Origin of the sequence: Streptomyces daghestanicus, from assembly GCF_020521275.1 — a bacterium.
GTDB lineage: Bacteria > Actinomycetota > Actinomycetes > Streptomycetales > Streptomycetaceae > Streptomyces > Streptomyces griseoviridis.
The window spans coordinates 1,016,466-1,037,663 of the sequence record NZ_BNDX01000008.1 but is presented as its reverse complement, the minus strand read 5'-3'; the positions used below and the strand labels follow the sequence as shown (position 1 = coordinate 1,037,663).

Sequence of the window (21,198 nt, the reverse complement as noted above, 5' to 3'; positions counted from 1 at the left end):
GCTCGCCGCTAGCCTTTTTCCCGTGTCCGCCCGTATCACCGATCCCGAACAGCTCAAGGAGCTCCTCGGCATCCCGTTCACCCCGGAGCAGACGGCGTGCATCATCGCGCCGCCCGCCCCGCAGGTGATCGTGGCCGGGGCCGGCTCCGGCAAGACGACGGTGATGGCGGCGCGCGTGGTCTGGCTGGTCGGCACCGGCCAGGTCGCCCCCGAGCAGGTGCTCGGCCTGACCTTCACCAACAAGGCCGCCGGTGAGCTGGCCGAACGCGTCCGCAAGGCGCTGATCAAGGCCGGCGTCACCGACCCGGACGCCATCGATCCGGACCACCCCCCGGGCGAGCCGGTGATCTCCACGTACCACGCCTTCGCCGGCCGGCTGCTCGCCGACCACGGCCTGCGCATCGGCCTGGAACCGGCCACCCGGCTGCTCGCTGATGCCACCCGCTACCAGCTCGCCGCGCGGGTGCTGCGCGAGGCCCCGGGTCTCTACCCGGCGCTGACCCGCTCCTTCCCCGACCTGGTCGGCGACCTCCTCACCCTCGACTCCGAGCTGTCCGAACACCTCGTACGCCCCGAGGACCTGCGCTCCTGGGACGCGGACCTCCTGGAGACCCTCCGGACCGTCAAGCTCAGCAACGCCGACCTGCGCAAGGTGCCGGAGGCCGCCGCCGCCCGGCGGGAGCTGGCCGAGCTGGTGATGCGCTACCGGTCCGCCAAACGCGACCGCGACCTCCTCGACTTCGGCGACCAGATCGCCCTGTCCGCGCGGCTCGCGCGGGTCCCGGAGGTGGGCCGGCTGCTGCGCGAGGAGTTCCGGGTCGTCCTGCTCGACGAGTACCAGGACACCTCGGTGGCCCAGCGCGTCCTGCTGGCCGGTCTCTTCGGCGGCGGCACCGGCCACCCCGTGACCGCCGTCGGCGATCCCTGCCAGGCGATCTACGGCTGGCGCGGCGCGTCCGTCGCCAACCTCGACGACTTCCCCGAGCACTTCGCCCGCGCCGACGGCCGCCCCGCCGTCCGCCAGGCGCTCAGCGAGAACCGCCGCAGCGGCGGCAGGCTCCTCGACCTCGCCAACGGCCTCGCCGGACCGCTGCGCGCGATGCACGCGGGCGTGGAGGCCCTCCGCCCGGCGCCCGGCGCCGAGCACGACGGCGTCGTCCGCTGCGCCCTGCTGCCGACCCACGCGGAGGAGATCGACTGGATCGCCGACTCCGTCGCCCACCTCGTACGGACCGGGACGGCGCCCGGCGAGATCGCCGTCCTGTGCCGCACGGCGACCGACTTCGCCGAGATCCAGGGCGCCCTGGTGGCCCGCGACGTCCCCGTCGAGGTCGTCGGCCTCTCCGGGCTGCTGCACCTGCCCGAGATCGCGGACCTGGTAGCCGTCTGCGAAGTGCTCCAGGATCCCGGTGCCAACGCCGCCCTGGTGCGGCTGCTCACCGGCCCGCGCTGGCGGATCGGGCCGCGCGACCTCGCCCTGCTGGGGCGCCGCGCCCGCCGGCTCGTCGCCCACGCGCGCGTGGCCGGCGACGACGACCCCGACCGGCGGCTGGCCGAGGCCGTCGAGGGCGTCGACCCCGCCGAGGTGATCTCGCTCGCGGACGCGCTGGACACGTTCCTGGAGACGCCGCTGGCGGGCGGCGGGGACGACGACGGGCTGCCGTTCTCGCCGGACGCGCGGGTGCGCTTCGCGCGCCTGGCCACCGAACTGCGCGACCTGCGCCGCTCCCTGGCCGACCCGCTGATGGACGTCCTGCACCGCGTGCTCGCCGTCACCGGTCTGGAAGTGGAGCTGTCGGCGTCCCCGCACGCGCTGGCCGCCCGCCGCCGCGAGACCCTCTCCAACTTCCTCGACGTCGCCGCCTCCTTCGCCGCCGGTGACGGCGAGGCCAACCTGCTCGCCTTCCTCGGCTTCCTGCGCACCGCCGCCCAGTACGAGAAAGGGCTCGACAACGCGCTTCCGGGCGGTGAGAACACCGTCAAGGTGCTCACCGCGCACCGGTCCAAGGGGCTGGAGTGGGACGTCGTCGCCGTCCCCGGCCTGGTCACCGGCACCTTCCCCAGCACCCAGGGCCGCGAGAAGTGGACCGCGCAGGGCAAGGTCCTCCCGCACCGGCTGCGGGGCGACGCCGCCACCCTCCCCGACGTCGGCTCCTGGGACTCCCGTGGCCTCAAGGACTTCCACGAGGCCATGAAGGAGCACCAGCACACCGAGGAGCTGCGCCTCGGCTACGTCGCCTTCACCCGCCCCCGCTCCCTCCTCCTGGGTTCGGGCCACTGGTGGGGTCCCACACAGAAGAAGCCCCGGGGGCCCTCCGACTTCCTCCAGGCCCTGTACGACCACTGCGCGGCGGGACACGGTGAGATCGAGGTCTGGGCGGACCCGCCCGCCGAGGGCGAGGAGAACCCCGCACTGCACCGGGCGGACACCGTCCAGACCTGGCCGCTGCCCCTGGACCGGGCGGCCCTGGCCCGCCGCCGGACGGCCGCCGAGACGGTCCTCGCCCACCTGGAGCACCTCGCCGCCGCCGGCGACCACGGCCGGCCCACCGCCGCCGTGCACGACCCGGACACCTATGACGACCCCGACTGGCCGCCGCCCCCGGAGGACGACGAGCCGCCCTACGAAGAGGACCCCTTCCTGGAAGGGGACGCCGCCCCGTTCCCCGACGAGCACCCCTCCGGCGCGCGGGAGCGGACGCCCCGCCGCCCCTCGGTCCCCCATCAGGCCACGCCCCCGAAGACGCGTCACGCCGGTCCGGAGGCGCGTCCCGCCGGTCCGGAGACGCCTCGCCCGCACCCCCCGAGTGCCGCAGACACCGCCGCCCCGAGCCCCGCCGACGAGACCTTTCTCACCCCGGAGGAGGCCCGCACCGTCGCCTCCTGGGACCGCGACCTCGACGCCCTCGCCGGCGAGCTGCTCCGCGCGCGCGCGAGCGTCACCGAGGTCCCGTTGCCCGTGTCACTGACCGCGACCCAGCTGCTGCGCCTGGCCGCCGACCCCGACGGCCTCGCCCAGGAGCTGGCCCGCCCCATGCCCCAGGCACCCCGGCCCGCCGCCCGCCGCGGCACCCGCTTCCACGCCTGGGTCGAGGCCCGCTTCGAGGAGCTGACCCTGCCCTTCCTGGAACCCGACGAGCTGCCCGGCGACGACGCCGAGATAGCCGGCGAGGACGACCTGGCCGCCCTGAAGGAGGCCTTCGAGCGCACCGAGTACGCCCACCGCACGCCGTACCGGGTCGAGACCCCCTTCCAGCTCTCGCTCGCCGGCCGCGTCGTACGGGGCCGGATCGACGCCGTCTACAAGGAGGGCGACGGGGAGGGCGCGACGTACGAGATCGTCGACTGGAAGACGTCCCGCACCCGTTCCGCGGACCCGCTCCAGCTCGCGGTGTACCGCCTGGCCTGGGCCGAGCGGCAGGGCGTACCGCTCACCGCGGTGACGGCGGCCTTCCTCTACGTGCGGACCGGCGAGGTGGTGCGCCCGGAGGGACTCCCGGACCGCGCCGCCCTGGAGCGGCTGCTGCTGCCCGGGGCGTACGGTGACGAACCGCACGACCAGGGTGTCGGTGCGGGCCAGTAGGCTCGGAGGCATGAGCAAGCCCGTTGACAGTGCCGTCAGCGCCGTCCGTACGCACATCGCGCGGCACCGCGCCGCCTTCCTCGACGACCTCGTCGAGTGGCTGCGCATCCCCTCGGTGTCGGCGCAGCCCGCGCACGCGTCCGACGTGCGCCGCAGCGCCGACTGGCTCGCCGCGAAGCTCAAGGAGACCGGGTTCCCGACCGCCGAGGTCTGGGAGACGCCCGGTGCGCCCGCCGTCTACGCCGAGTGGCCGGCCGGTGACCCCGGGGCCCCCACGGTCCTGGTCTACGGACACCACGACGTGCAGCCCGCCGCCCGCGAGGACGGCTGGACGAGCGACCCCTTCGAGCCCGTCGTCCGCGGCGGCCGGCTGTACGCGCGCGGCGCCGCCGACGACAAGGGCCAGGTGTTCTTCCACACCCTCGGCGTCCGCGCCCACCTCGCCGCCACCGGCCGCACCGCCCCCGCCGTCACCCTGAAGCTGCTCATCGAGGGCGAGGAGGAGTCCGGCTCCCCGCACTTCCGAGCCCTCGTCGAGGAGCGCGCCGAGCGGCTAGCCGCCGACGCCGTGATCGTCTCCGACACCGGCATGTGGGCCGAGGACACCCCCACGGTCTGCACCGGTATGCGCGGCCTCGCCGAGTGCGAGATCCGGCTCCACGGACCCGACCAGGACATCCACTCCGGCTCCTTCGGCGGCGCCGTGCCCAACCCCGCCACCGAGATGGCCCGTCTGGTCGCGGCCCTGCACGACGAGCACGCGCGCGTGGCGATCCCCGGCTTCTACGACGGTGTCGTCGAGCTGACCGACCGCGAGCGCGAACTCTTCGCCGAACTGCCCTTCGACGAGCAGCGGTGGCTGAGCACGGCCAAGTCCCGCGCCGCCCACGGCGAAGCCGGGCACACCACGCTGGAACGCGTCTGGGCCCGCCCGACCGCCGAGGTCAACGGCATCGGCGGCGGCTACCAGGGCCCCGGCAGCAAGACCGTCATCCCGTCCAGCGCGATGGTGAAGCTCTCCTTCCGCCTCGTCGCCGGCCAGGACCCCGACCATGTGGAGAAGGCCGTCCGTGCCTGGGCCGCCGGACGGGTCCCGCCGGGCATCCGCTGCGAGATCGCCTTCGCCCCGGCCACCCGGCCGTGCCTGACGCCCCTCGACCACCCGGCGCTCCAGTCCGTCGTCCGCGCCATGGAACGGGCCTTCGAGCAGCCGGTGCGCTTCACCCGTGAAGGAGGCTCCGGTCCCGCGGCCGACCTCCAGGACGTTCTCGGCGCACCGGTGCTCTTCCTGGGCATCTCCGTCCCGTCCGACGGCTGGCACGCCCCCGACGAGAAGGTCGAGCTCGACCTGCTCCTCAAGGGCGTGGAGACCTCCGCACACCTGTGGGGCGACCTCGCGACGCACTGGCGGCACGGCCCCTGACGATGCCGCCCGACCGTCCGGACCGGCTTCCGGCGCGGGGCACCCGGGGCGAGCCCGTACCGCCGGGCCCTCCGGGACCCGGTCGCCGTCCGCCGCCCCAGAACCCGCCGAACCGCCCGCCGAACCACTGACCACCGCACCGGGGGAGTTGGAAGCACCTGTGACCACCTGGACCGACCGCACCGCCGAACGTCCCATCTCGCTCACCGAACCGAGCGGTGTCGACCGCGCCGCGCACCACCGTCTCGACGAGGCGTGGCTCGCGGCCGCGTGGAGCCACCCCTCCACGCGCTGTTTCGTGGTCTCCGGCGGTCAGGTCCTCATCGACGAGACGCCGGACGGCCGTACCGAACTCGTCATGACGCCCTCCTTCGAGGCCCCGCTCACCGAGGCGCACCGCTACTTCCTCGGCATCGACGAGGACGGCGTGAGCTACTTCGCGCTCCAGAAGGACTCGCTGCCCGGCCGCATGGACCAGTCCGCGCGCCCGGCGGGCCTCCGGGAGGCCGGCCTGCTGCTCTCCCCGCGCGACGCCGGCCTCATGGTGCACGCGGTCGGCCTGGAGAACTGGCAGCGGACCCACCGGTTCTGCTCCCGCTGCGGCGAGCGCACCGTCATCGCCGCGGCCGGCCACATCCGCCGCTGCCCCGCCTGCGGCGCCGAGCACTACCCGCGCACCGACCCGGCCGTGATCATGGCCGTCATCGACGACAGCGACCGCATCCTGCTCGGCCGCCAGGTGCACTGGCCCGAGGGCCGCTTCTCGACCCTCGCGGGCTTCGTCGAGCCCGGCGAGTCCATCGAGCAGTCGGTGCGCCGTGAGGTCCAGGAGGAGGCCGGCATCACCGTCGGCCCGGTCGAGTACGTCGCCAGCCAGCCATGGCCGTTCCCGTCCAGCCTCATGCTCGGCTTCATGGCCCGTGCCGTCTCGACCGACATCACGGTCGACGGCGACGAGATCCACGAGGCCCGCTGGTTCTCCCGCGACGAACTGGGCGCCGCCTTCGAGTCGGGCGAGGTCCTCCCGCCCTACGGCATCTCGATCGCCGCCCGCCTGATCGAGCTGTGGTACGGCAAGCCGCTGCCGACTCGCAGCTTCGTCTGAGCAGCCGGGACACGACCGAGGGGGCCGTCCCGCCGGGACGGCCCCCTCGGTCACGACTGCCTGCGCTCAGGCGCCGATCTTCTGCTTCACCTGAGCCAGCGACGGGTTGGTGAGCGTCGAGCCGTCGGGGAAGAGCACGGTCGGCACCGTCTGGTTGCCACCGTTCGCCTTCTCCACGAACGCCGCCGACTCCGGGTCCTGCTCGATGTTGATCTCGGTGTACGCGATACCCTCACGGTCCATCTGGCTCTTGAGCCGACGGCAGTAGCCGCACCACGTGGTGCTGTACATCGTCACAGTGCCCGGCATGTCTCTCGTGCTCCTTCAACGGCTCGGGGAGTGTCTGTTCGCCCTGAGGCAAACGCCCGCGGAGCCGTCCCCATTCCCGGCCCTCGTCCGGGGAGGCACGCATTGGTACGACCGCGAGGTCCCGCCTGTGGACAACCGGCGCTCCCTCCTCTCGCGACCTGGCAGCATGGCTGTGTGACAGCAGCAACGCACTCCACCCTCTTCCCGCAGGTACCGGACTCGGCCGACGCGGTGCTCGACGGTCTCGACCCCGAGCAGCGCGAAGTGGCCACCGCCCTGCGCGGCCCGGTGTGCGTACTGGCGGGCGCGGGCACCGGCAAGACCCGGGCCATCACCCACCGCATCGCCTACGGGGTACGGGCCGGCATCCTCCAGCCCACCACCGTGCTCGCCGTCACCTTCACCAACCGCGCCGCGGGCGAGATGCGCGGCCGGCTGCGCCAGCTCGGCGCCGTCGGCGTCCAGGCCCGCACCTTCCACTCGGCGGCGCTGCGGCAGCTCCAGTACTTCTGGCCGAAGGCGATCGGCGGCGCCATGCCCCGGCTCGTCGACCGCAAGATCCAGCTCGTCGCCGACGCGGCCGCCGCCTGCCGCGTCCGCCTCGACCGGGGCGAGCTGCGGGACGTCACCGCCGAGATCGAATGGTCCAAGGTCACCCAGACCGTCCCCGCGGACTACGCCCTCGCGGCGGCCAAGGCGGGACGGGAGACACCCCGCGACCCCGCGGAGATCGCCCAGCTCTACTCCGCCTACGAGGAACTCAAACGCGGACGCGGGGTCATCGACTTCGAGGACGTGCTGCTGCTGACCGTGGCGGTGCTCCAGGACCGGCCGGACGTGGCCCAGCAGGTCCGCGCCCAGTACCAGCACTTCGTGGTCGACGAGTACCAGGACGTCAGCCCCCTCCAGCAGCGGCTGCTGGACCTGTGGCTCGGCGACCGCGACGACCTCTGCGTGGTCGGCGACGCCAGCCAGACCATCTACTCGTTCACAGGAGCAACCCCCGACCACCTGCTCGACTTCCGGCTCCGCCACCCCGGGGCGACCGTCGTCAAGCTGGTCCGGGACTACCGCTCCACCCCCCAGGTCGTCCACCTCGCCAACGGACTGCTGGCCCAGGCCCGGGGCCGTGCCGCCGACCACCGTCTCGAACTGGTCTCCCAGCGTCCCGCCGGACCCGAGCCCGTCTACACCGAGTACACCGACGAACCCGCCGAGGCGGAGGGCGCCGCCCGCCGCATCCGCGAACTCGTCGACTCCGGCGTGCCGCCCGCCGAGATCGCCGTGCTGTTCCGCACCAACTCCCAGTCGGAGATCTACGAGCAGGCCCTCGCCGACGCCGGGGTGCCCTACCAGCTGCGCGGCGCGGAACGGTTCTTCGACCGTCCCGAGGTGCGCAAGGCCGGCACCGCGCTGCGCGCCGCGGCCCGCTTCGGCGGCAACGACGCCCTCCTGGACGACACCGTCGACCTGCCGTCCCAGGTCCGCGCCGTGCTGTCGGGGGAGGGCTGGACGACCGAACCCCCGGCCGGTTCGGGCGCGGTCCGGGAGCGCTGGGAGTCCCTGGCCGCCCTGGTGCACCTCGCGCAGGACTTCGCCGCCGCCAAGCCCGACGCCACCCTCGGTGACCTCGTCGCCGAGCTCGACGAGCGGGCCGGCGCCCAGCACGCGCCCACCGTGCAGGGCGTCACCCTCGCCTCCCTGCACTCGGCCAAGGGCCTGGAGTGGGACGTCGTCTTCCTGGTCGGCCTCGCCGAGGGCATGATGCCGATCACCTACGCAAAGACCGACGAACAGATAGAGGAGGAGCGCCGCCTCCTCTATGTCGGTGTGACCCGCGCGCGTGAACGCCTGCACCTCTCCTGGGCACTGGCCCGCTCGCCCGGCGGCCGGGCGGGTCGCCGCCCGAGCCGTTTCCTCGACGGCCTCAGGCCCGGCTCGGCCGGAGCCGCCGGCGGACGCCTGGCCGCCGGCGGCGCCGGAGGAGTCGAGCGAGGCTCCTCGGGCCGCTCCGCGCTCGCCCCGGCCCCGCGGCGGACCCAGCGCGCCCCGGCCCGCTGCCGGGTCTGCGGGCGCTCGCTCACCGACGCCGGTGAGATGAAGCTGATGCGCTGCGAGGGCTGCCCCTCCGACATGGACGAGGGCGTGTACGAGCGGCTGCTCGCCTGGCGTGCCGTCCAGGCGGAACGCAGCGGGCAGCCCGCCTTCTGCGTCTTCACCGACAAGACGCTGATGGCGATCGCGGAGACCGTCCCGGACGACGAACGGGAGCTGTCCCGCATCCCCGGCGTCGGCGCCCGCAAGCTCACCCGCTACGGGGCCGATGTGCTGGCCATCTGCACCGGTCAGGAGGTCGACGGGGCCGACAACGGCGACTGATCCGAACTCTGCGAAAAAATAGTTTGCGCATGCCCCAGCGATCCCCATAGGTTCTTGCACACGGGAGCAGCGGCCTTCCCGAAGGCCCTGAATCCGTGTTGTACTTGCATTTCCGCGGATCGGTTCGCCCGATCCCCCAGACGCCGAGAGGAGGCGATTCCAGTGATCAGCATCAACAGCGGCTCCGCCCTGAAACTGACCGATCGCTCGTCCGTCTCCCTCTGCATGCTCGGCGTCCCCAACGCGGGCACCGGTCTGTCCGGCATTCCTGCCGTGCGTCCGGCGTCCTCCTCCGTCGCTCTCTCGGGCTTCCCTGTCCGTGAGCGCGATGAGCGACCGACCGAGGCACTGGAAGCAGCAGTAGTGGCACAGGCCCAGGCCTCTGCCTTTGCGGCGGCCGGTGCCGGATTCCGGAAGCAGACGACGCAGCACCACCTGATGTGGGCCTTCCGTGGGCCAGAACCCTGGAGTGATCCAGCCTGATCTAGATCAGGCCGGCGCCTTCAGGGCCGCGGAACCCCACCCGGGATCCGCGGCCCTTCTGTTTTCCCCGAACGGGGGCGACAGGGCGAAGGGGCCTCGGGACGACCAGAGACCCGGTACCAAGCCGCCCCGGCCGACCGGCCGGACCGACCAGACGAGGAAGACGAACCGTGCAACTCGAAGCGCACGCCCCGTCCGTACCACCTTCCGGCACCATCCCCAAGCCCGGCTCCACGGAGGACCCCGCCTTGATCCCGCTCACCGCGCTCACCGCGCTCGACGACGCCATCGAGAACCTCGGCGTACCCGTCCCGTGCCGCTCCTACGACCCGGAGGTCTTCTTCGCCGAGTCGCCCGCGGACGTCGAGTACGCCAAGTCCCTCTGCCGCACCTGCCCGCTGATCGAGGCCTGCCTCGCCGGCGCCAAGGAGCGGCGCGAGCCCTGGGGCGTCTGGGGTGGCGAGCTGTTCGTGCAGGGGGTCGTCGTCGCCCGGAAGCGGCCGCGCGGCCGTCCGCGGAAGAACCCGGTCACAGCATGAACACCGCAGGCACGATCGACCGTCCCCTCACGTACGACCCCATGAAGCAGGCCCCGATGAAGCCGTCCACCCACGAGCCCGCAGGCTCCGCACCCGAAGACCTCACCACCAATGGCGCGAACGACTCGCGACAGAACAGGACCCGAGAGATGCAACTCATCCAAGAAGCCCTGGCCCGTGCGCATATGCACGACCGGCTGCACGAGGCCGAGCGGGAACGCCGGGCCCTGCGCCTGGCGGCCGCCCGCCGGATGCAGCGCAGGGCCGAGCGCGCCTCCCTGCGTGCCCGGCGCGCGCTCGCCATGGCCCTGATGCAGTGACCGAGCACACCTGAAGCGGTGACCTCCCAGGCCGGGAGGCGAAGTCTTCCCTCGCGGGGGCCGGTCCGTCCGTACGGACCGGCCCCCGCGGCGCGTCCGGGGCCCCGGTGCGGGGCGCGGAGTGGTGGCCGGTGCTCACGCCTCCGCCGCCCGCTCCTCGTCCTCCCCTTCCGCCTTTTCTGCCGCCCCCTCTGCTTCCCCTTCTTCCTCTGCTTCTTTCTCTGCGGATTCCGCCACGGACGGCTCGGCGAGGAATCCCGGCAGCCACGCCTCCAGCTCCTCGCGCAACCGGACCGTGGCACCGAGCTGGCACAGCACACCGATCGTGCTCAGGGTCACCCGGTGGATCAGCAGATACGCCGGCGGCAGGTTGAGCTGCTTGCCCAGCTGGTACGCGGGAGAGCGGATGTCGCCTATGCGGGCGGCCTGACTGCGCATCCAGCCCCGGCTGAAGGTGAACGCGTCGACCTGGGCCGGCTCGATGATCGGCAGGAGATAGTCGAGGACCGCGTCCGGGTCCAGCTCCACCGTCTCCTTGACGAAGCCCTCTGTGCGCAGCTCCTCGTAGACGGCCTCGGCCTCGCCGTCCAGGGCCATGCGCAGACAGGCGCCGATGGTGGCCGGCAGACCCCCCGGGAGGCGGTCGACCGTGCCGAAGTCCAGGACGCCCAGCCGCCAGTCGTCCTCGCCGTCCGGGCCGCCGGGCAGCAGCCGGAAGTTACCCGGGTGGGGGTCGGCGTGCAGCAGGCCGGTACGGGCCGGCCCGGCGAACAGGAAGTGGGCGAGGAGCTGACCTGCCCGGTCCCGCTGGGCAGGCGTGCCGTCCGCGATGACCTCGGACAGCGGAACCCCGTCGATCCACTCGGTGATCAGGACCTGCTCGCACTGGCGGACCACGTCCGGCACCACGATGTCCGGGTCGTCGGCGAACTCCTCGGCGTGGGCCCGCTGGGCCTGGGCCTCCAGACCGTAGTCCAGTTCCTCCGACACCCGGTCCTTCAGCTCCGTGATCAACGGCTTGATGTCCAGGCCGGGAATCAGCGGGCCCAGCAGCCGGGCGAACCGGCCTAGCTGGTTGAGATCCGACAGGAGGGCCTCGCCGGCCCCCGGGTACTGGACCTTGACCGCGACCTCGCGGCCGTCGTGCCACACACCGCGGTGCACCTGGCCGATGGAAGCCGCCGCGGAGGGCTTGTCCTCGAACTGCTCGAACAGCTCCTCCCAGTCGGCACCGAGGCGCTCGGCGAGGACGGCGCGCACCGTGCGCGTCGGCATCGGCGGAGCGGCCTCCTGAAGCTTGGTCAGGGCCGCCCGGTAGGGTCCGGCGATCTCCTCGGGCAGGGCGGACTCGAAGACGGACAGGGCCTGGCCGAACTTCATCGCCCCGCCCTTGAGCTCGCCGAGCACCTTGAACAGCTGCTCGGCGGTGCGCTGCTGCAACTGCTGGCCGACCAGCTCGGCGGACTCGCCCACGATCCGCTTCCCGAGTCCCCAGGTGGCCCGTCCGGCGAAGCCGAGCGGGAGCGCGGCCAGTTTGGCGGTCCTGGTGACCGCCTTCCGGGGAAGATCAGACATGCGCCCTCCAAGTGCCGGCCGGCCGAGCCGCCCCTGCCTCGCGTCGTACGCCGGCTGACGGCCGTTGCCCCGCCATTGTCTCGCGCCGGTCGCCCTTCCTGACGACGTGTTCCCGCTCACCTTCCTCTTCGGTCCTGCCCGCCGCGCCGCAAGGGCACCCGGGATGGGCCGGGATCTGCCGGGCGTGCCAGTTCAGACCGGGCAGGGCGGCCTCCCAGCGGGTGCCCGCGCTGGAGGGCAGGTGGCCGTCCAGAAACGCGAGGGCGTGTGCGGCGGCGAGACCGGCGACCGTGGTGGCCAGCGCCAGATCGCAGGGCCGTACCCGGCGCTGGGAGCCGGAACGCCACTGGGTGATCAGCCGGGGCCAGGCCGGATCCCGGTCGGTGCGGTGCTCCTGGAGGCAGCCCGCGCAGCCCGTCTCGCCCGGCAGGACGAAGGGGCCGACGATGCCGGTGCCCTCCGCCACCCCGGCGTACAGATGAGGGGTGCCGGCGGCCATGAAGGGGTCGGCGGCGGACGGCGGGGGCGCGTGCACGGCGACGTCGTCGCGCGGAGCCAGGACCACCAGGGAGAATCCCGGGCCGCCGTCCTCGGGTGGTGCCGCGGGCCCGCGGCGGGCCGGGCGGCCAGGCGCCGCCCGGCGCACGGCACGGCGGGCGGAGTCGGACCGCCGGTCGCCCACCGACTCGGCGGGGAGCCCGCCCGGAGCGACGTCCCACGGCTCGACGCGACCGCCGTCGAGCACGTCGACCTCGCCGATCCCGGCGCCCGACAACAGCGACGCCAGTACGGCACCCACCCGGCCCGCACCTCTGACCTGCACGCGCTGGGCACGGCGGGCGGCGAGCCGTCCCATGGCAGCCCCCGGCTCCGAGGTGGTCAGGGAGAGCGACGCCAGGTCCGGGCGGAGCCGGTCCAGGGCCTCCTCGTCCTCGCGTAGGGCGTCGGCGGCCGGCCCGCCGCCACGGGCGTCGTCGAGGAGCCCGGCCCGTGACAGCCGTTCGACCAGCAGGTCGACATGGCCCTCGGGCAGGTCCATCTTGTGTCCCTCCTCGCGCAGCAGTGGCAGCCCGCGGGTGCCGTCGAGCAGGTCGAGGAAGCTGCCCGTCGCCAGGTCCACCGGTCCCAGCGTCAGCGCGTGCGCCGGGGCCATCCCGAACTGCACGGTGTTGAGATCCCGCCAGCCGCGCCGCAGCGCGGGTTTCACCATCGGATGCATGTCAGGCCCCCGTACGCTCTCGTGGTCCCCGTGGGCCGGCCCGGTGGTCGAGAGCGGGCCGACGCGTGCCAGCATGCCCGGTCCGGTCGGAGCGTGCCGAAAGTTATCCACAGGCGGTGGATGATTGTCGTACTGGTAGCGGGAGGTCTCCCGGCCCCGGTCGCCCCGGTCGCCCCCGGCGCACGGGTGGTGCCGGGGGCGCGATCCGGTGGGCGAGCCGCCGGGAACCGTCCGGAACCGGGACTTCCCCGGGCGCAGCGGGTAACGTCGGGGCGTGTCCGCCGACCCACTGCACCGTGCCGGAACGCCACGACGCCTGCCCGCCGGCGAGCCGCCCGGTGGCGCGGGCGCGCGCGCGATCGAGGTGCGCCGGAGCACCCGCCGCCGCAGGACGGTCTCCGCCTACCGCGAGGGCGACCGCACCATCGTGCTGATCCCCGCCCGGATGTCCGAGGCGGAGGAGAAGCGCTGGGTCGACGTCATGCTCGGCAAACTGGAGGCCCAGGAGAGCAAGCGGGTCCTCGGCGACACGGAGCTGGCCGAACGCGCGCAGCGGCTCTCCGCCCAGTACTTCGAGGGACGCGCGCGCCCCGGCTCGGTCCGCTGGGTCACCAACCAGAACACGCGCTGGGGCTCGTGCACCCCCGCGGAGGGGAGCATCCGCCTCTCCCACCGGCTCCAGGGGATGCCCGAGTACGTCGTCGACTACGTCCTCCTGCACGAACTGGCCCACCTGCTGGTTCCCGGACACGGTCCCGACTTCTGGCGCCTGCTGGAGGCGTACCCGCGGACCGAACGGGCCCGAGGCTACCTCGAAGGCGTGGTCGCCGCCGACCGCCTGCCGCACGTGCCGGGGGCTCGCGAGCGCTGACACCCGCGGGCGGTCCGTACCGGCTCCGTACCGGGTCCGTACCGGCTTCGGGCGGTGTCAGCCTTTGCGGTTAGCCTGACGCGACGCACTTGTTTTCGGGATGGGGGACGGTCGTACGCATGGCCAGGGAATTCCAACGCGGCCACAAGGCCAGGATCAGCGATCTCACCGCGGGCACGGATCTGTACGTAGGTGTGCAGATCTCCGGCCCCGGGCTGACCTTCGACATCAGTTGCTTCGGTCTGGACGCCGACGAACGGCTCTCGGACGACCGGTACTTCATCTTCTACAACCAGCCGAAGTCCCCCGAGGAGTCCATTCAGCTCCTGGGGGCGCAGGCCGGGGACACGGAGTCCTTCCGCGTCACCCTGGAGCGGATCCCGCCGCAGATCCAGAAGCTGTCCTTCACGGCGACGCTCGACGGCGCCGGGCAGATGTCGCAGATCGGCCCCGGGTACCTCCGCATCGTCGCGGGCGGCGAGGAGGTGGCCCGCTATCCGTTCGACGGCTCGGAGTTCTCCACCGAGCGGGCCGTGATGCTCGGCGACTTCTACCTGAAGGACGTCTGGCGGTTCGCGGCCGTCGGGCAGGGCTTCGACGGCGGCCTGGACGCGCTGCTGAAGAACTTCGGCGGTGAGGTGGCGGAGGAGGAGACTCCCGAGCCCGCACAGCCGGCCGCGGACCCGGGGACCGGTGCCGTCCCCGGGTTCGCCCCGCCCGCGCCGGCCCCGCAGCCCCCGGCGTTCGGCGTCCCCGCCGCCCCGCCCGCGCCCCCCGCTCCGGCGCCCCGGCCCGCCGCCCAGGGCTTCGCCCCTCCGCCGGCCCCCACGCCCCCGCCCGCCCCGGCCCCCGTGCCGCACGGCCAGCCGGTGCAGCAGCAGCCGTACCCCCAGGCGCCCGACCAGACCGCCCCGCTGCCCCCGGGCTACGGCCGGCCGCAGGTCCCGCACCCCGCCCCGGCACCCCAGAGCCCGCCCCCGGGCCACGGCGGGCAGGCCCCCTACGGCGCACCCCAGGGCGCCGTACCGCCCCAGACCGTCCCGCAGGGAGCGCCGCAGCCCGCCGGGGTCGGGGCCGCCCTCCAGAAGTTCCGGGAGACGCCCACCGGGCAGCGCTGGACGCAGCAGAACGACAAGCTGGTCCGGGTCGACCTCGGCCTCGGCGACCAGCCCGTGCTGGCCCGGCAGGGCAGCATGGTGCTCTACCAGGGCAAGGTCGACTTCAGCTACAAGGGCGCCGGATTCGCCGGCCGGATCGTCGGCAACGCCACCGGCCAGGAGATGCAGCTCATGCGCTGCACCGGCAAGGGCCAGGTGTTCTTCGCCGACAGCTCCACGATGCTCCACCCCATCGAGCTCCAGGGCGACGCCGTCTGCGTCTCCGCGGAGAACGTGCTGGCGTTCGACGAGAGCCTCCAGTACGAGGTACGCCGGATCGAGGGCCACGGCATCCCCGGCGGCGCGCTGTTCACGATGCAGTTCCAGGGCACCGGCACGCTCGTCCTCAAGACCCACGGCACGCCGGTGGTCCTGCCGGTCACCCCCACCACGTTCGCCGACTGCAACGCGGTCGTCGCCTGGTCGGCCGCCGCCCAGGTCATCGTCTCCAGCCAGGTGCGGATGCGCCGCAACTCCTACCCCGGCGACACCGGCGAGAGCGTGAACCTCCAGTTCCGGGGAGCGCCCGGCAACTTCATCGTCGTCCAGCCGTACGAGATCTGAGGGAGCGCCCGACATGAACCAGCCGCTCGCGGGCTACGCCCCCGCACCGGTCACCGCCCGCATGGAGAACCACGGCGACCACATGCTCAAGGTCGCCCTGCAGACCGGCAACGACCTCTTCGCGCGCGTGGGCTCGATGGTCGCCTACGAGGGCTTCGTGCAGTACGAGCCCAACCCGCCCGCCGTCCGGCAGATCGCCAAGGACTGGATGACCGGCGAGGGCGCGCCCCTGATGAAGTGCTCCGGCGACGGCCTGCTCTACCTCGCCGACTACGGCGCCGACGTCGTCGTGATCCAGCTCGACGGCGACGGGATCTCCGTCAACGCCACCAACCTGCTGGCCTTCGACGCGCAGCTCACCTGGGGCGTGGAGCGGGTCAAGGGCCTGGCGAAGTTCGCCGGGCAGGGGCTGTGGAACACGAAGATCTCCGGCCAGGGGTGGGTGGCGCTCACCTCGCGGGGCAAGCCGATCGTCGTCGACTGCGGCGGCGGCGAGGACGAGACGTACGTCGACCCGGACGCGCTCGTCGCCTGGTCGCCGAACCTGAAGGTCAAGGGCAAGCGCAGCTTCAAAGCCGGGTCGCTGATCGGCCGCGGCAGTGGCGAGGCCTACCAGATGGCCTTCTCCGGTCAGGGCATCGTCGTCGTCCAGCCCAGTGAGGACAGCACCGACCGTCTCCGGGTCCGGGGCTGAGGGGGAGCAGAACACCATGCAGAGCCCGCTTTTCGCCTACAACGACCAGCAGTCCCCGGAGCGCTGGAGCCTCCAGAACAAGCAGATGCTCCGCGTCGCCCTGGAGGGCCACGACGACATCCTCGCCCGCAAGGGCACGATGGTCGCCTACCAGGGGCTCGTCGAGTTCGACGCCGAGTTCCGGAGCCGCGGCCAGGCACGCGCGCGTGCCCGCACGGGCGAGGGCCTGGACCTGATGCGCTGCCACGGGCAGGGCACGGTCTACCTCGCCAACCTGGCCCAGCAGATCCACGTCCTGGACGTCGAGCAGGAGGGCCTCACCGTCGACAGCGCCTATGTGCTGGCGATGGACTCCTCCCTGCACCACGAGGTCATCGCCGTGGACAGCCTGTACGGCATCTCCGGCTCGGGGAAGTACCAGCTCAACATCACCGGCCGCGGCCGGATCGCGCTGATGACCTCGGGCGCGCCGCTGCTGATGCGGGTGACGCCGGACACGTACGTCAACTGCGACGCGGACGCGATCGTCGCCTGGTCCACCGGGCTGCGGGTGCAGATGCAGGCCCAGACCCATTCCTCGGGGGTGTTCCGGCGCCGCGGCAACACCGGCGAGGGCTGGGAGCTGAGCTTCATGGGCAGCGGCTTCGCCCTCGTGCAGCCCAGTGAGCTGCTGCCGCCGCAGAACGCGGCGATCGGCGGCGGACCGGCCGCCCAGTACGGCGTGGGCCAGCAGGGGGCACGCGGTCAGAACCAGGGCAACGTCTGGAGCTGACCCGAGGCGTACGGGTAAGGGGCGAGCACCTGGCTGCTCGCCCCTTACCCGTACGCCGTCAGAGCCTGGCGCGGGTGGCCGCGAGGAGCCGGACGACGGAGTCGTCGGCGACCTCCGCTACCTCGTCGTAGCCGAACCAGCGCAGGTCCAGCGACTCGTCGCTGATCGCCTCCACCGCGCCGGCCGGGGCCAGGGCCGCGTACTGGACGTCCAGGTGCCAGGCGCACGGCGTGTGGTGCCGGTCCAGCCGCACCGGGCCGCCGGGGAGCAGGGTGAGCCCGGCGACACCGGACTCCTCGGTGCCCTCGCGCAGCGCGGCCGCGGCGAGCGTGGCGTCCTCCGGCTCGCAGTGCCCGCCCATCTGCAGCCACATCCGCAGCTTCCTGTGCAGGGTCAGCAGGACCCGCTCGCGCGCGGGGTCGATCACCAGGGCGCTCGCCGTGACGTGCCCGTCGCCGCAGGACTTCCACAGGCCGTCCGGATGCGCCGCCAGGTGATCGAGGTACACCTGGCGCAGCTCGTCCTGGTCCTCGTACCCCTTGAGGACGAGGACCGCGTCGTCGTGAAGGCTCACTCCGTGCCGTCGCCCTCGTCCTCGGCGTCGGCCCCGTCCTTCCGCTCCCGCTGCTCCCGCTTCTTCAGGTCGGGCTTGCCGGCGGCCTCACCGAGCATCTTGTCCAGCTCGGAGAAGTCCAGCTGCTCGCGGTGGACGAAACCGTCCGGGTCGTCCAGGTCGGTGGCGGTCGGCAGCATGTCCGGGTGGGCCCACAGGCCGTCCCGGCCGTCGACGCCCCGCGCGTCCGTCAGCGACGCCCACAGCCGGGACGCGTCCCGCAGCCGGCGCGGCCGCAGCTCCAGGCCGATCAGCGTGGCGAAGGTCTGCTCCGCCGGGCCGCCCGAGGCGCGACGGCGGCGCAGCGTCTCGCGCAGCGCGTCGGCCGAGGACAGCCGCGGTTTGGCGGCGGCGTGCACCACCGCGTCCACCCAGCCCTCGACGAGCGCCAGAGCCGTCTCCAGACGGGCCAGGGCCGTCTTCTGCTCCGGCGTGTCCTCCGGCTGGAACATGCCCTGCTGGAGAGCCTCCTGCAACTGCTCGGGGTTCTGCGGATCGAACTGCCCGACCACGTCCTCCAGCTTGGCGGTGTCCACCTTGATGCCGCGGGCGTACCCGTCGACCGCGCCGAACAGGTGCGAGCGCAGCCACGGCACATGGGCGAAGAGACGCTGGTGGGCGGCCTCGCGCAGGGCGAGGTACAGCCGCACCTCCTCCTGGGGGACGCCCAGGTCCTTGCCGAACCGCTCGACGTTGGCGGGGAGCAGCGCGGCCTTGCCGGCCGGGCCGAGCGGCAGGCCGATGTCGGACGAACCGACGACCTCGCCGGCGAGCACGCCGACGGCCTGCCCGATCTGCGTGCCGAACATGGCGCCGCCCATGGAGCGCATCATGCCGATGAGCGGGCCGGCCATGGCCTGCATCTCCTCGGGCAGGACGTCACCCATGGCGTTGCCGACGCGCTCGGCGACCGGGTCGACCAGCTCCTTCCAGGCGGGCAGGGTCGCCTCGACCCACTCCGCGCGGCTCCAGGCCACCGCGGAGCCCGCGCCCGAGGGCAGGGCGGTGGCGTCGTCGAGCCACAGGTCCGCCAGCCGGACGGCCTCCTGGACGGCACTGCGCTCGGCGGGGCCGACACTGGCGTCCTTGGTGCCGTCCGGTGCGCCCTGGGCGACCGTCTGGCGGGCGATCTGCTTGGCCATGTCCCAGTTCACCGGGCCGCCCTCGTAGGAGAGCATCTGGCCCAGCTGCTGGAAGGCGGCGCCCAGGTCGGTGGGGTTCATCGAACCGAACATGGCGGCGAACGGATTGTCCGCGCCGGGGCCGCCCAGACCTCCACCGGGCTGCCCGAAACCGAACGGGTTGGCCGGTCCCCGACCACCGCCGCTCTCCTGGTCCTTCTTCTTGCCCTCGTCGCCGTCGTCCGGCTCCTCCGGCGGAAGGCCGAATCCGAATGGGGTGTCACTCACGGGGTTCCTCGGCTGGTAGGGCCGCCGGTTCTCTCCGGCGGCACGGCTGCCCGACATTCACCACCCAGCGTAGACACCCGGGGCGGATCGGGCCTCGGTGCTTCGCCGACTGACGGCCTGCGGCAGGATGGATGCCACCTGGTACGGACGCGTCACCGCGTGCGTACTGAAGACAACCGCTGGAGACGCCCGGTGAGTTCCCCAGATCCGCAGGTTCGCGCAGCGCGAAACCAGTCAACCAGCCCGTCCGCCCGCGTGGCGCGGGGACCCGTCGTCGCGGTGACCGGCGCCGCGTCCGGCACCGGCGCCCTGCTCACCGCCCGGCTCGCCGCGTCCGACGAGGTCAAGCAGGTCGTGGCGATCGACGAGCGGCGCGGCGAGTGCGCGGACGCGCGGTGGCACGTCCTGGACGTGCGGGACCCGGCCATCGCCGACAAGCTGCGCGGCGCCGACGTCGTGGTGCACCTCGCGCTCGACCTGGACCTGGAGACCGACGCCGCCGCCCGGACGGCTTACAACGTCCGGGGGACGCAGACCGTGCTGACCGCCGCCGCGGCGGCCGGCGTGCACCGCGTGGTGCTGTGCACCTCCGCGATGGTCTACGGCGCCCTGCCGGACAACGAGCTGCCCCTGTCGGAGGACGCCGAGCTGCGCGCCACCGCCGAGGCCACCGGCGTCGGCGACCTGCTGGAGATCGAGCGCCTCGCCCGCCGCGCGCCCCGCGCGCACCCCGGGCTGAATGTCACCGTCGTGCGCCCCGCCGTCCTGGTCGGCGGCACCGACACGGCGCTGACCAGGTACTTCGAGTCGCCCCGGCTGCTCGTGGTGGCCGGGTCGCGGCCCGCCTGGCAGTTCTGCCACGTCGACGACCTGTGCGGCGCGCTGGAGTACGCCGCCCTGGAGAAGGTCGACGGCGAGCTGGCCGTCGGCTGCGACGGCTGGCTGGAGCAGGAGGAGGTCGAGGAGCTGAGCGGCATCCGCCGCATGGAGCTGCCGTCCGCGGTGGCCCTGGGCGCGGCGGCCCGGCTGCACCGCATCGGGCTCACGCCCTCCCCGGCCGGGGACCTCGCCTACACCATGTACCCCTGGGTGGTCAGCGGCAGCCGGCTGCACGACGCCGGGTGGCGGCCGAAGTACACCAACGAGGAAGTCCTCGCCGAGCTGCTCGAAGAGGTGTCCGGCCGGCACACGGTCGCCGGGCGGCGCCTGGGCCGCAAGGACGCGACGGCGGCGGGCGCGGCGGGCGCGACGGTGGCCCTGCTGGGCGCGGCGGCGGTGGTCCGCCGGGCACGCAGGGCCCGACGCCGGATCTGACGACCCCGGGAACGCCCGCAGGGCTCTCGTAGGAGCCTCCGAACCGGCACGCGCGCGTACCGGCCGACAGCACGGTTCCGCCTTTCCCGGCCGTGCGGCACGATGGAGGCATGGCACCCATGAACGATCACCCCGGCGAGCAGGCCGCGCAGGACCCGGTCAAGCTGATCGCGATCCGTGACACGCCGCTCTCCGTGGACGAGGTCTTCCGGGCCGTCGGCGACTCCGCGGCCGGCGGGACCGCCCTGTTCGTGGGCACCGTGCGCGACCACGACGGGGGAGCCGACGTCGACCGGCTCGGCTACTCCTGCCACCCCAGCGCCGAGGCGGAGATGCGGCGGATCGCCGAGAAGGTCGCCGCCGACCACCCGGTGCGCGCCCTGGCGGCGGTGCACCGCGTGGGCGACCTGCGGGTCGGTGACCTGGCCGTCGTCGTCGCCGTCTCCTGCCCGCACCGGGGCGAGGCGTTCGAGGCATGCCGCAAGCTGATCGACGACCTCAAGCACGAGGTGCCCATCTGGAAGCACCAGACGTTCAGCGACGGCACGGAGGAGTGGGTGGGCGCCTGCTGAGGGCCTCCGCGCGGCCGTCCGGTTGCGTAACCGCACCCCCGGCACGACCGTTGTCACTGCGGATGGTTAATCTGCTGATCGGTCAGTCGCGCACACGGGGTCGGGAGGTCGGCATGGCGGCGCTCGCCTGGTTGCTCATTCCGCTGGTCGCTGCGATCGTCGCGGGTCTGTGGGGAAGTTGGGCCAACCGGACCCGCAAGGTACGGGGCGACGGTCCCGAACTCGACGGGTACGCCCGCTTCCGCGAAGCCATGGAGAAGCAGCACTCCCGTACCTAGGGCCACCTGCCCGGTCCGC

At 73.2% G+C, this 21,198-nt stretch carries 19 protein-coding genes; 14 read left to right on the top strand and 5 right to left on the bottom strand.

Annotation, left to right across the window (positions count from 1 at the left end):
• Nucleotides 1-22: 22 nt before the first annotated feature.
• The 3 genes from Sdagh_RS14020 to nudC all read left to right on the top strand — a co-directional run bounded on the left by Sdagh_RS14020 (nucleotide 23) and on the right by nudC (nucleotide 6,111).
• Complete coding sequence (locus Sdagh_RS14020; RefSeq protein ID WP_190077484.1) at nucleotides 23-3,583, top strand: ATP-dependent helicase; 3,561 nt, start codon at nucleotides 23-25, stop codon at nucleotides 3,581-3,583.
• A gap of 10 nt (nucleotides 3,584-3,593) precedes the next feature.
• Complete coding sequence (locus Sdagh_RS14015; protein ID WP_190008677.1) at nucleotides 3,594-5,006, top strand: dipeptidase; 1,413 nt, start codon at nucleotides 3,594-3,596, stop codon at nucleotides 5,004-5,006.
• A gap of 160 nt (nucleotides 5,007-5,166) precedes the next feature.
• Entirely contained in the window at nucleotides 5,167-6,111 is a 945-nt protein-coding gene (nudC, locus tag Sdagh_RS14010) for an NAD(+) diphosphatase (protein ID WP_190008679.1), read from the top strand.
• Between the two features lie 66 nt (nucleotides 6,112-6,177).
• Here nudC and Sdagh_RS14005 read toward each other — a convergent pair whose 3' ends face one another.
• Entirely contained in the window at nucleotides 6,178-6,420 is a 243-nt protein-coding gene (locus tag Sdagh_RS14005; RefSeq protein ID WP_004983675.1) for a mycoredoxin, read from the bottom strand.
• Nucleotides 6,421-6,594: 174 nt separating this feature from the next.
• Here Sdagh_RS14005 and Sdagh_RS14000 point away from each other — a divergent pair, with 174 nt between their 5' ends.
• The 4 genes from Sdagh_RS14000 to Sdagh_RS13985 all read left to right on the top strand — a co-directional run bounded on the left by Sdagh_RS14000 (nucleotide 6,595) and on the right by Sdagh_RS13985 (nucleotide 10,141).
• Nucleotides 6,595-8,799 carry an ATP-dependent DNA helicase UvrD2 gene (locus Sdagh_RS14000; RefSeq protein WP_189415212.1) on the top strand — a complete coding sequence of 735 codons (2,205 nt, stop codon included), beginning with the start codon at nucleotides 6,595-6,597 and terminating at the stop codon, nucleotides 8,797-8,799.
• A 162-nt stretch (nucleotides 8,800-8,961) separates the two neighbouring features.
• Entirely contained in the window at nucleotides 8,962-9,282 is a 321-nt protein-coding gene (locus tag Sdagh_RS13995; protein ID WP_190077483.1) for a hypothetical protein, read from the top strand.
• A gap of 170 nt (nucleotides 9,283-9,452) precedes the next feature.
• A complete protein-coding gene (locus Sdagh_RS13990; protein ID WP_189415208.1) occupies nucleotides 9,453-9,821 on the top strand; it encodes a WhiB family transcriptional regulator in 369 nt (122 codons plus the stop codon).
• Nucleotides 9,818-10,141, top strand: coding sequence for a putative WhiB-interacting protein (locus tag Sdagh_RS13985; protein WP_190077482.1), 324 nt, complete (start codon nucleotides 9,818-9,820; stop codon nucleotides 10,139-10,141). Before Sdagh_RS13990 ends, Sdagh_RS13985 begins: the two co-directional genes overlap by 4 nt.
• A 135-nt stretch (nucleotides 10,142-10,276) precedes the next feature.
• Here Sdagh_RS13985 and Sdagh_RS13980 read toward each other — a convergent pair whose 3' ends face one another.
• Both Sdagh_RS13980 and Sdagh_RS13975 read right to left on the bottom strand, forming a co-directional pair.
• The gene (locus Sdagh_RS13980; RefSeq protein ID WP_190077481.1) at nucleotides 10,277-11,716 is read right to left on the bottom strand and encodes an ABC1 kinase family protein; all 1,440 of its coding nucleotides are present in this window, start codon (nucleotides 11,714-11,716) and stop codon (nucleotides 10,277-10,279) included.
• Complete coding sequence (locus Sdagh_RS13975; RefSeq protein WP_190077480.1) at nucleotides 11,709-12,935, bottom strand: TOMM precursor leader peptide-binding protein; 1,227 nt, start codon at nucleotides 12,933-12,935, stop codon at nucleotides 11,709-11,711. The genes Sdagh_RS13980 and Sdagh_RS13975 overlap by 8 nt, the downstream gene beginning before the upstream one ends.
• 274 nt (nucleotides 12,936-13,209) lie before the next feature.
• On the opposite strand from Sdagh_RS13975, the gene Sdagh_RS13970 reads away from it, so the two are divergent.
• The 4 genes from Sdagh_RS13970 to Sdagh_RS13955 all read left to right on the top strand — a co-directional run bounded on the left by Sdagh_RS13970 (nucleotide 13,210) and on the right by Sdagh_RS13955 (nucleotide 16,993).
• Nucleotides 13,210-13,806, top strand: coding sequence for a M48 metallopeptidase family protein (locus Sdagh_RS13970; protein ID WP_189415200.1), 597 nt, complete (start codon nucleotides 13,210-13,212; stop codon nucleotides 13,804-13,806).
• A gap of 119 nt (nucleotides 13,807-13,925) precedes the next feature.
• Nucleotides 13,926-15,527: a TerD family protein gene (locus tag Sdagh_RS13965; RefSeq protein ID WP_190077479.1), complete on the top strand. Its 1,602-nt coding sequence runs from the start codon at nucleotides 13,926-13,928 to the stop codon at nucleotides 15,525-15,527.
• A gap of 13 nt (nucleotides 15,528-15,540) precedes the next feature.
• Nucleotides 15,541-16,221, top strand: a complete 681-nt coding sequence (locus Sdagh_RS13960) for an AIM24 family protein (protein ID WP_189415195.1) — start codon at nucleotides 15,541-15,543, stop codon at nucleotides 16,219-16,221.
• 16 nt (nucleotides 16,222-16,237) lie between these two features.
• Nucleotides 16,238-16,993, top strand: coding sequence for an AIM24 family protein (locus tag Sdagh_RS13955; RefSeq protein ID WP_189415193.1), 756 nt, complete (start codon nucleotides 16,238-16,240; stop codon nucleotides 16,991-16,993).
• Between the two features lie 58 nt (nucleotides 16,994-17,051).
• Here the strand turns inward: Sdagh_RS13955 and Sdagh_RS13950 are convergent, their stop codons facing one another.
• Together Sdagh_RS13950 and Sdagh_RS13945 are read right to left on the bottom strand one after the other, a co-directional pair.
• On the bottom strand, nucleotides 17,052-17,567 hold the full coding sequence (locus Sdagh_RS13950; protein WP_189415191.1) for an NUDIX hydrolase: 516 nt from the start codon (nucleotides 17,565-17,567) through the stop codon (nucleotides 17,052-17,054).
• Nucleotides 17,564-19,015, bottom strand: a complete 1,452-nt coding sequence (locus Sdagh_RS13945; RefSeq protein ID WP_189415189.1) for a zinc-dependent metalloprotease — start codon at nucleotides 19,013-19,015, stop codon at nucleotides 17,564-17,566. The genes Sdagh_RS13950 and Sdagh_RS13945 overlap by 4 nt, the downstream gene beginning before the upstream one ends.
• Nucleotides 19,016-19,207: 192 nt before the next feature.
• Between Sdagh_RS13945 and Sdagh_RS13940 the strand changes: the two genes are divergently transcribed.
• From Sdagh_RS13940 to Sdagh_RS13930, 3 genes are all read left to right on the top strand, one after another.
• Complete coding sequence (locus Sdagh_RS13940) at nucleotides 19,208-20,329, top strand: SDR family oxidoreductase (protein WP_189415188.1); 1,122 nt, start codon at nucleotides 19,208-19,210, stop codon at nucleotides 20,327-20,329.
• Nucleotides 20,330-20,439: 110 nt separating this feature from the next.
• Nucleotides 20,440-20,901: a molybdenum cofactor biosynthesis protein MoaE gene (locus tag Sdagh_RS13935; RefSeq protein WP_190008703.1), complete on the top strand. Its 462-nt coding sequence runs from the start codon at nucleotides 20,440-20,442 to the stop codon at nucleotides 20,899-20,901.
• Nucleotides 20,902-21,014: 113 nt separating this feature from the next.
• Nucleotides 21,015-21,179: a hypothetical protein gene (locus tag Sdagh_RS13930; RefSeq protein WP_189415184.1), complete on the top strand. Its 165-nt coding sequence runs from the start codon at nucleotides 21,015-21,017 to the stop codon at nucleotides 21,177-21,179.
• The last annotated feature ends 19 nt before the right edge of the window (nucleotides 21,180-21,198 follow it).

Bases quoted from the DNA above. Each gene is read 5' to 3' on its own strand.
- Sdagh_RS14015 (WP_190008677.1), top strand. From the start codon at position 3,594: ATGAGCAAGCCCGTTGACAGTGCCGTCAGCGCCGTCCGTACGCACATC.
- Sdagh_RS14005 (WP_004983675.1), bottom strand. From the start codon at position 6,420: ATGCCGGGCACTGTGACGATGTACAGCACCACGTGGTGCGGCTACTGC.
- Sdagh_RS13985 (WP_190077482.1), top strand. From the start codon at position 9,818: ATGAACACCGCAGGCACGATCGACCGTCCCCTCACGTACGACCCCATG.
- Sdagh_RS13980 (WP_190077481.1), bottom strand. From the start codon at position 11,716: ATGTCTGATCTTCCCCGGAAGGCGGTCACCAGGACCGCCAAACTGGCC.
- Sdagh_RS13975 (WP_190077480.1), bottom strand. From the start codon at position 12,935: ATGCATCCGATGGTGAAACCCGCGCTGCGGCGCGGCTGGCGGGATCTC.
- Sdagh_RS13965 (WP_190077479.1), top strand. From the start codon at position 13,926: ATGGCCAGGGAATTCCAACGCGGCCACAAGGCCAGGATCAGCGATCTC.
- Sdagh_RS13960 (WP_189415195.1), top strand. From the start codon at position 15,541: ATGAACCAGCCGCTCGCGGGCTACGCCCCCGCACCGGTCACCGCCCGC.
- Sdagh_RS13955 (WP_189415193.1), top strand. From the start codon at position 16,238: ATGCAGAGCCCGCTTTTCGCCTACAACGACCAGCAGTCCCCGGAGCGC.
- Sdagh_RS13935 (WP_190008703.1), top strand. From the start codon at position 20,440: ATGGCACCCATGAACGATCACCCCGGCGAGCAGGCCGCGCAGGACCCG.
- Sdagh_RS13930 (WP_189415184.1), top strand. From the start codon at position 21,015: ATGGCGGCGCTCGCCTGGTTGCTCATTCCGCTGGTCGCTGCGATCGTC.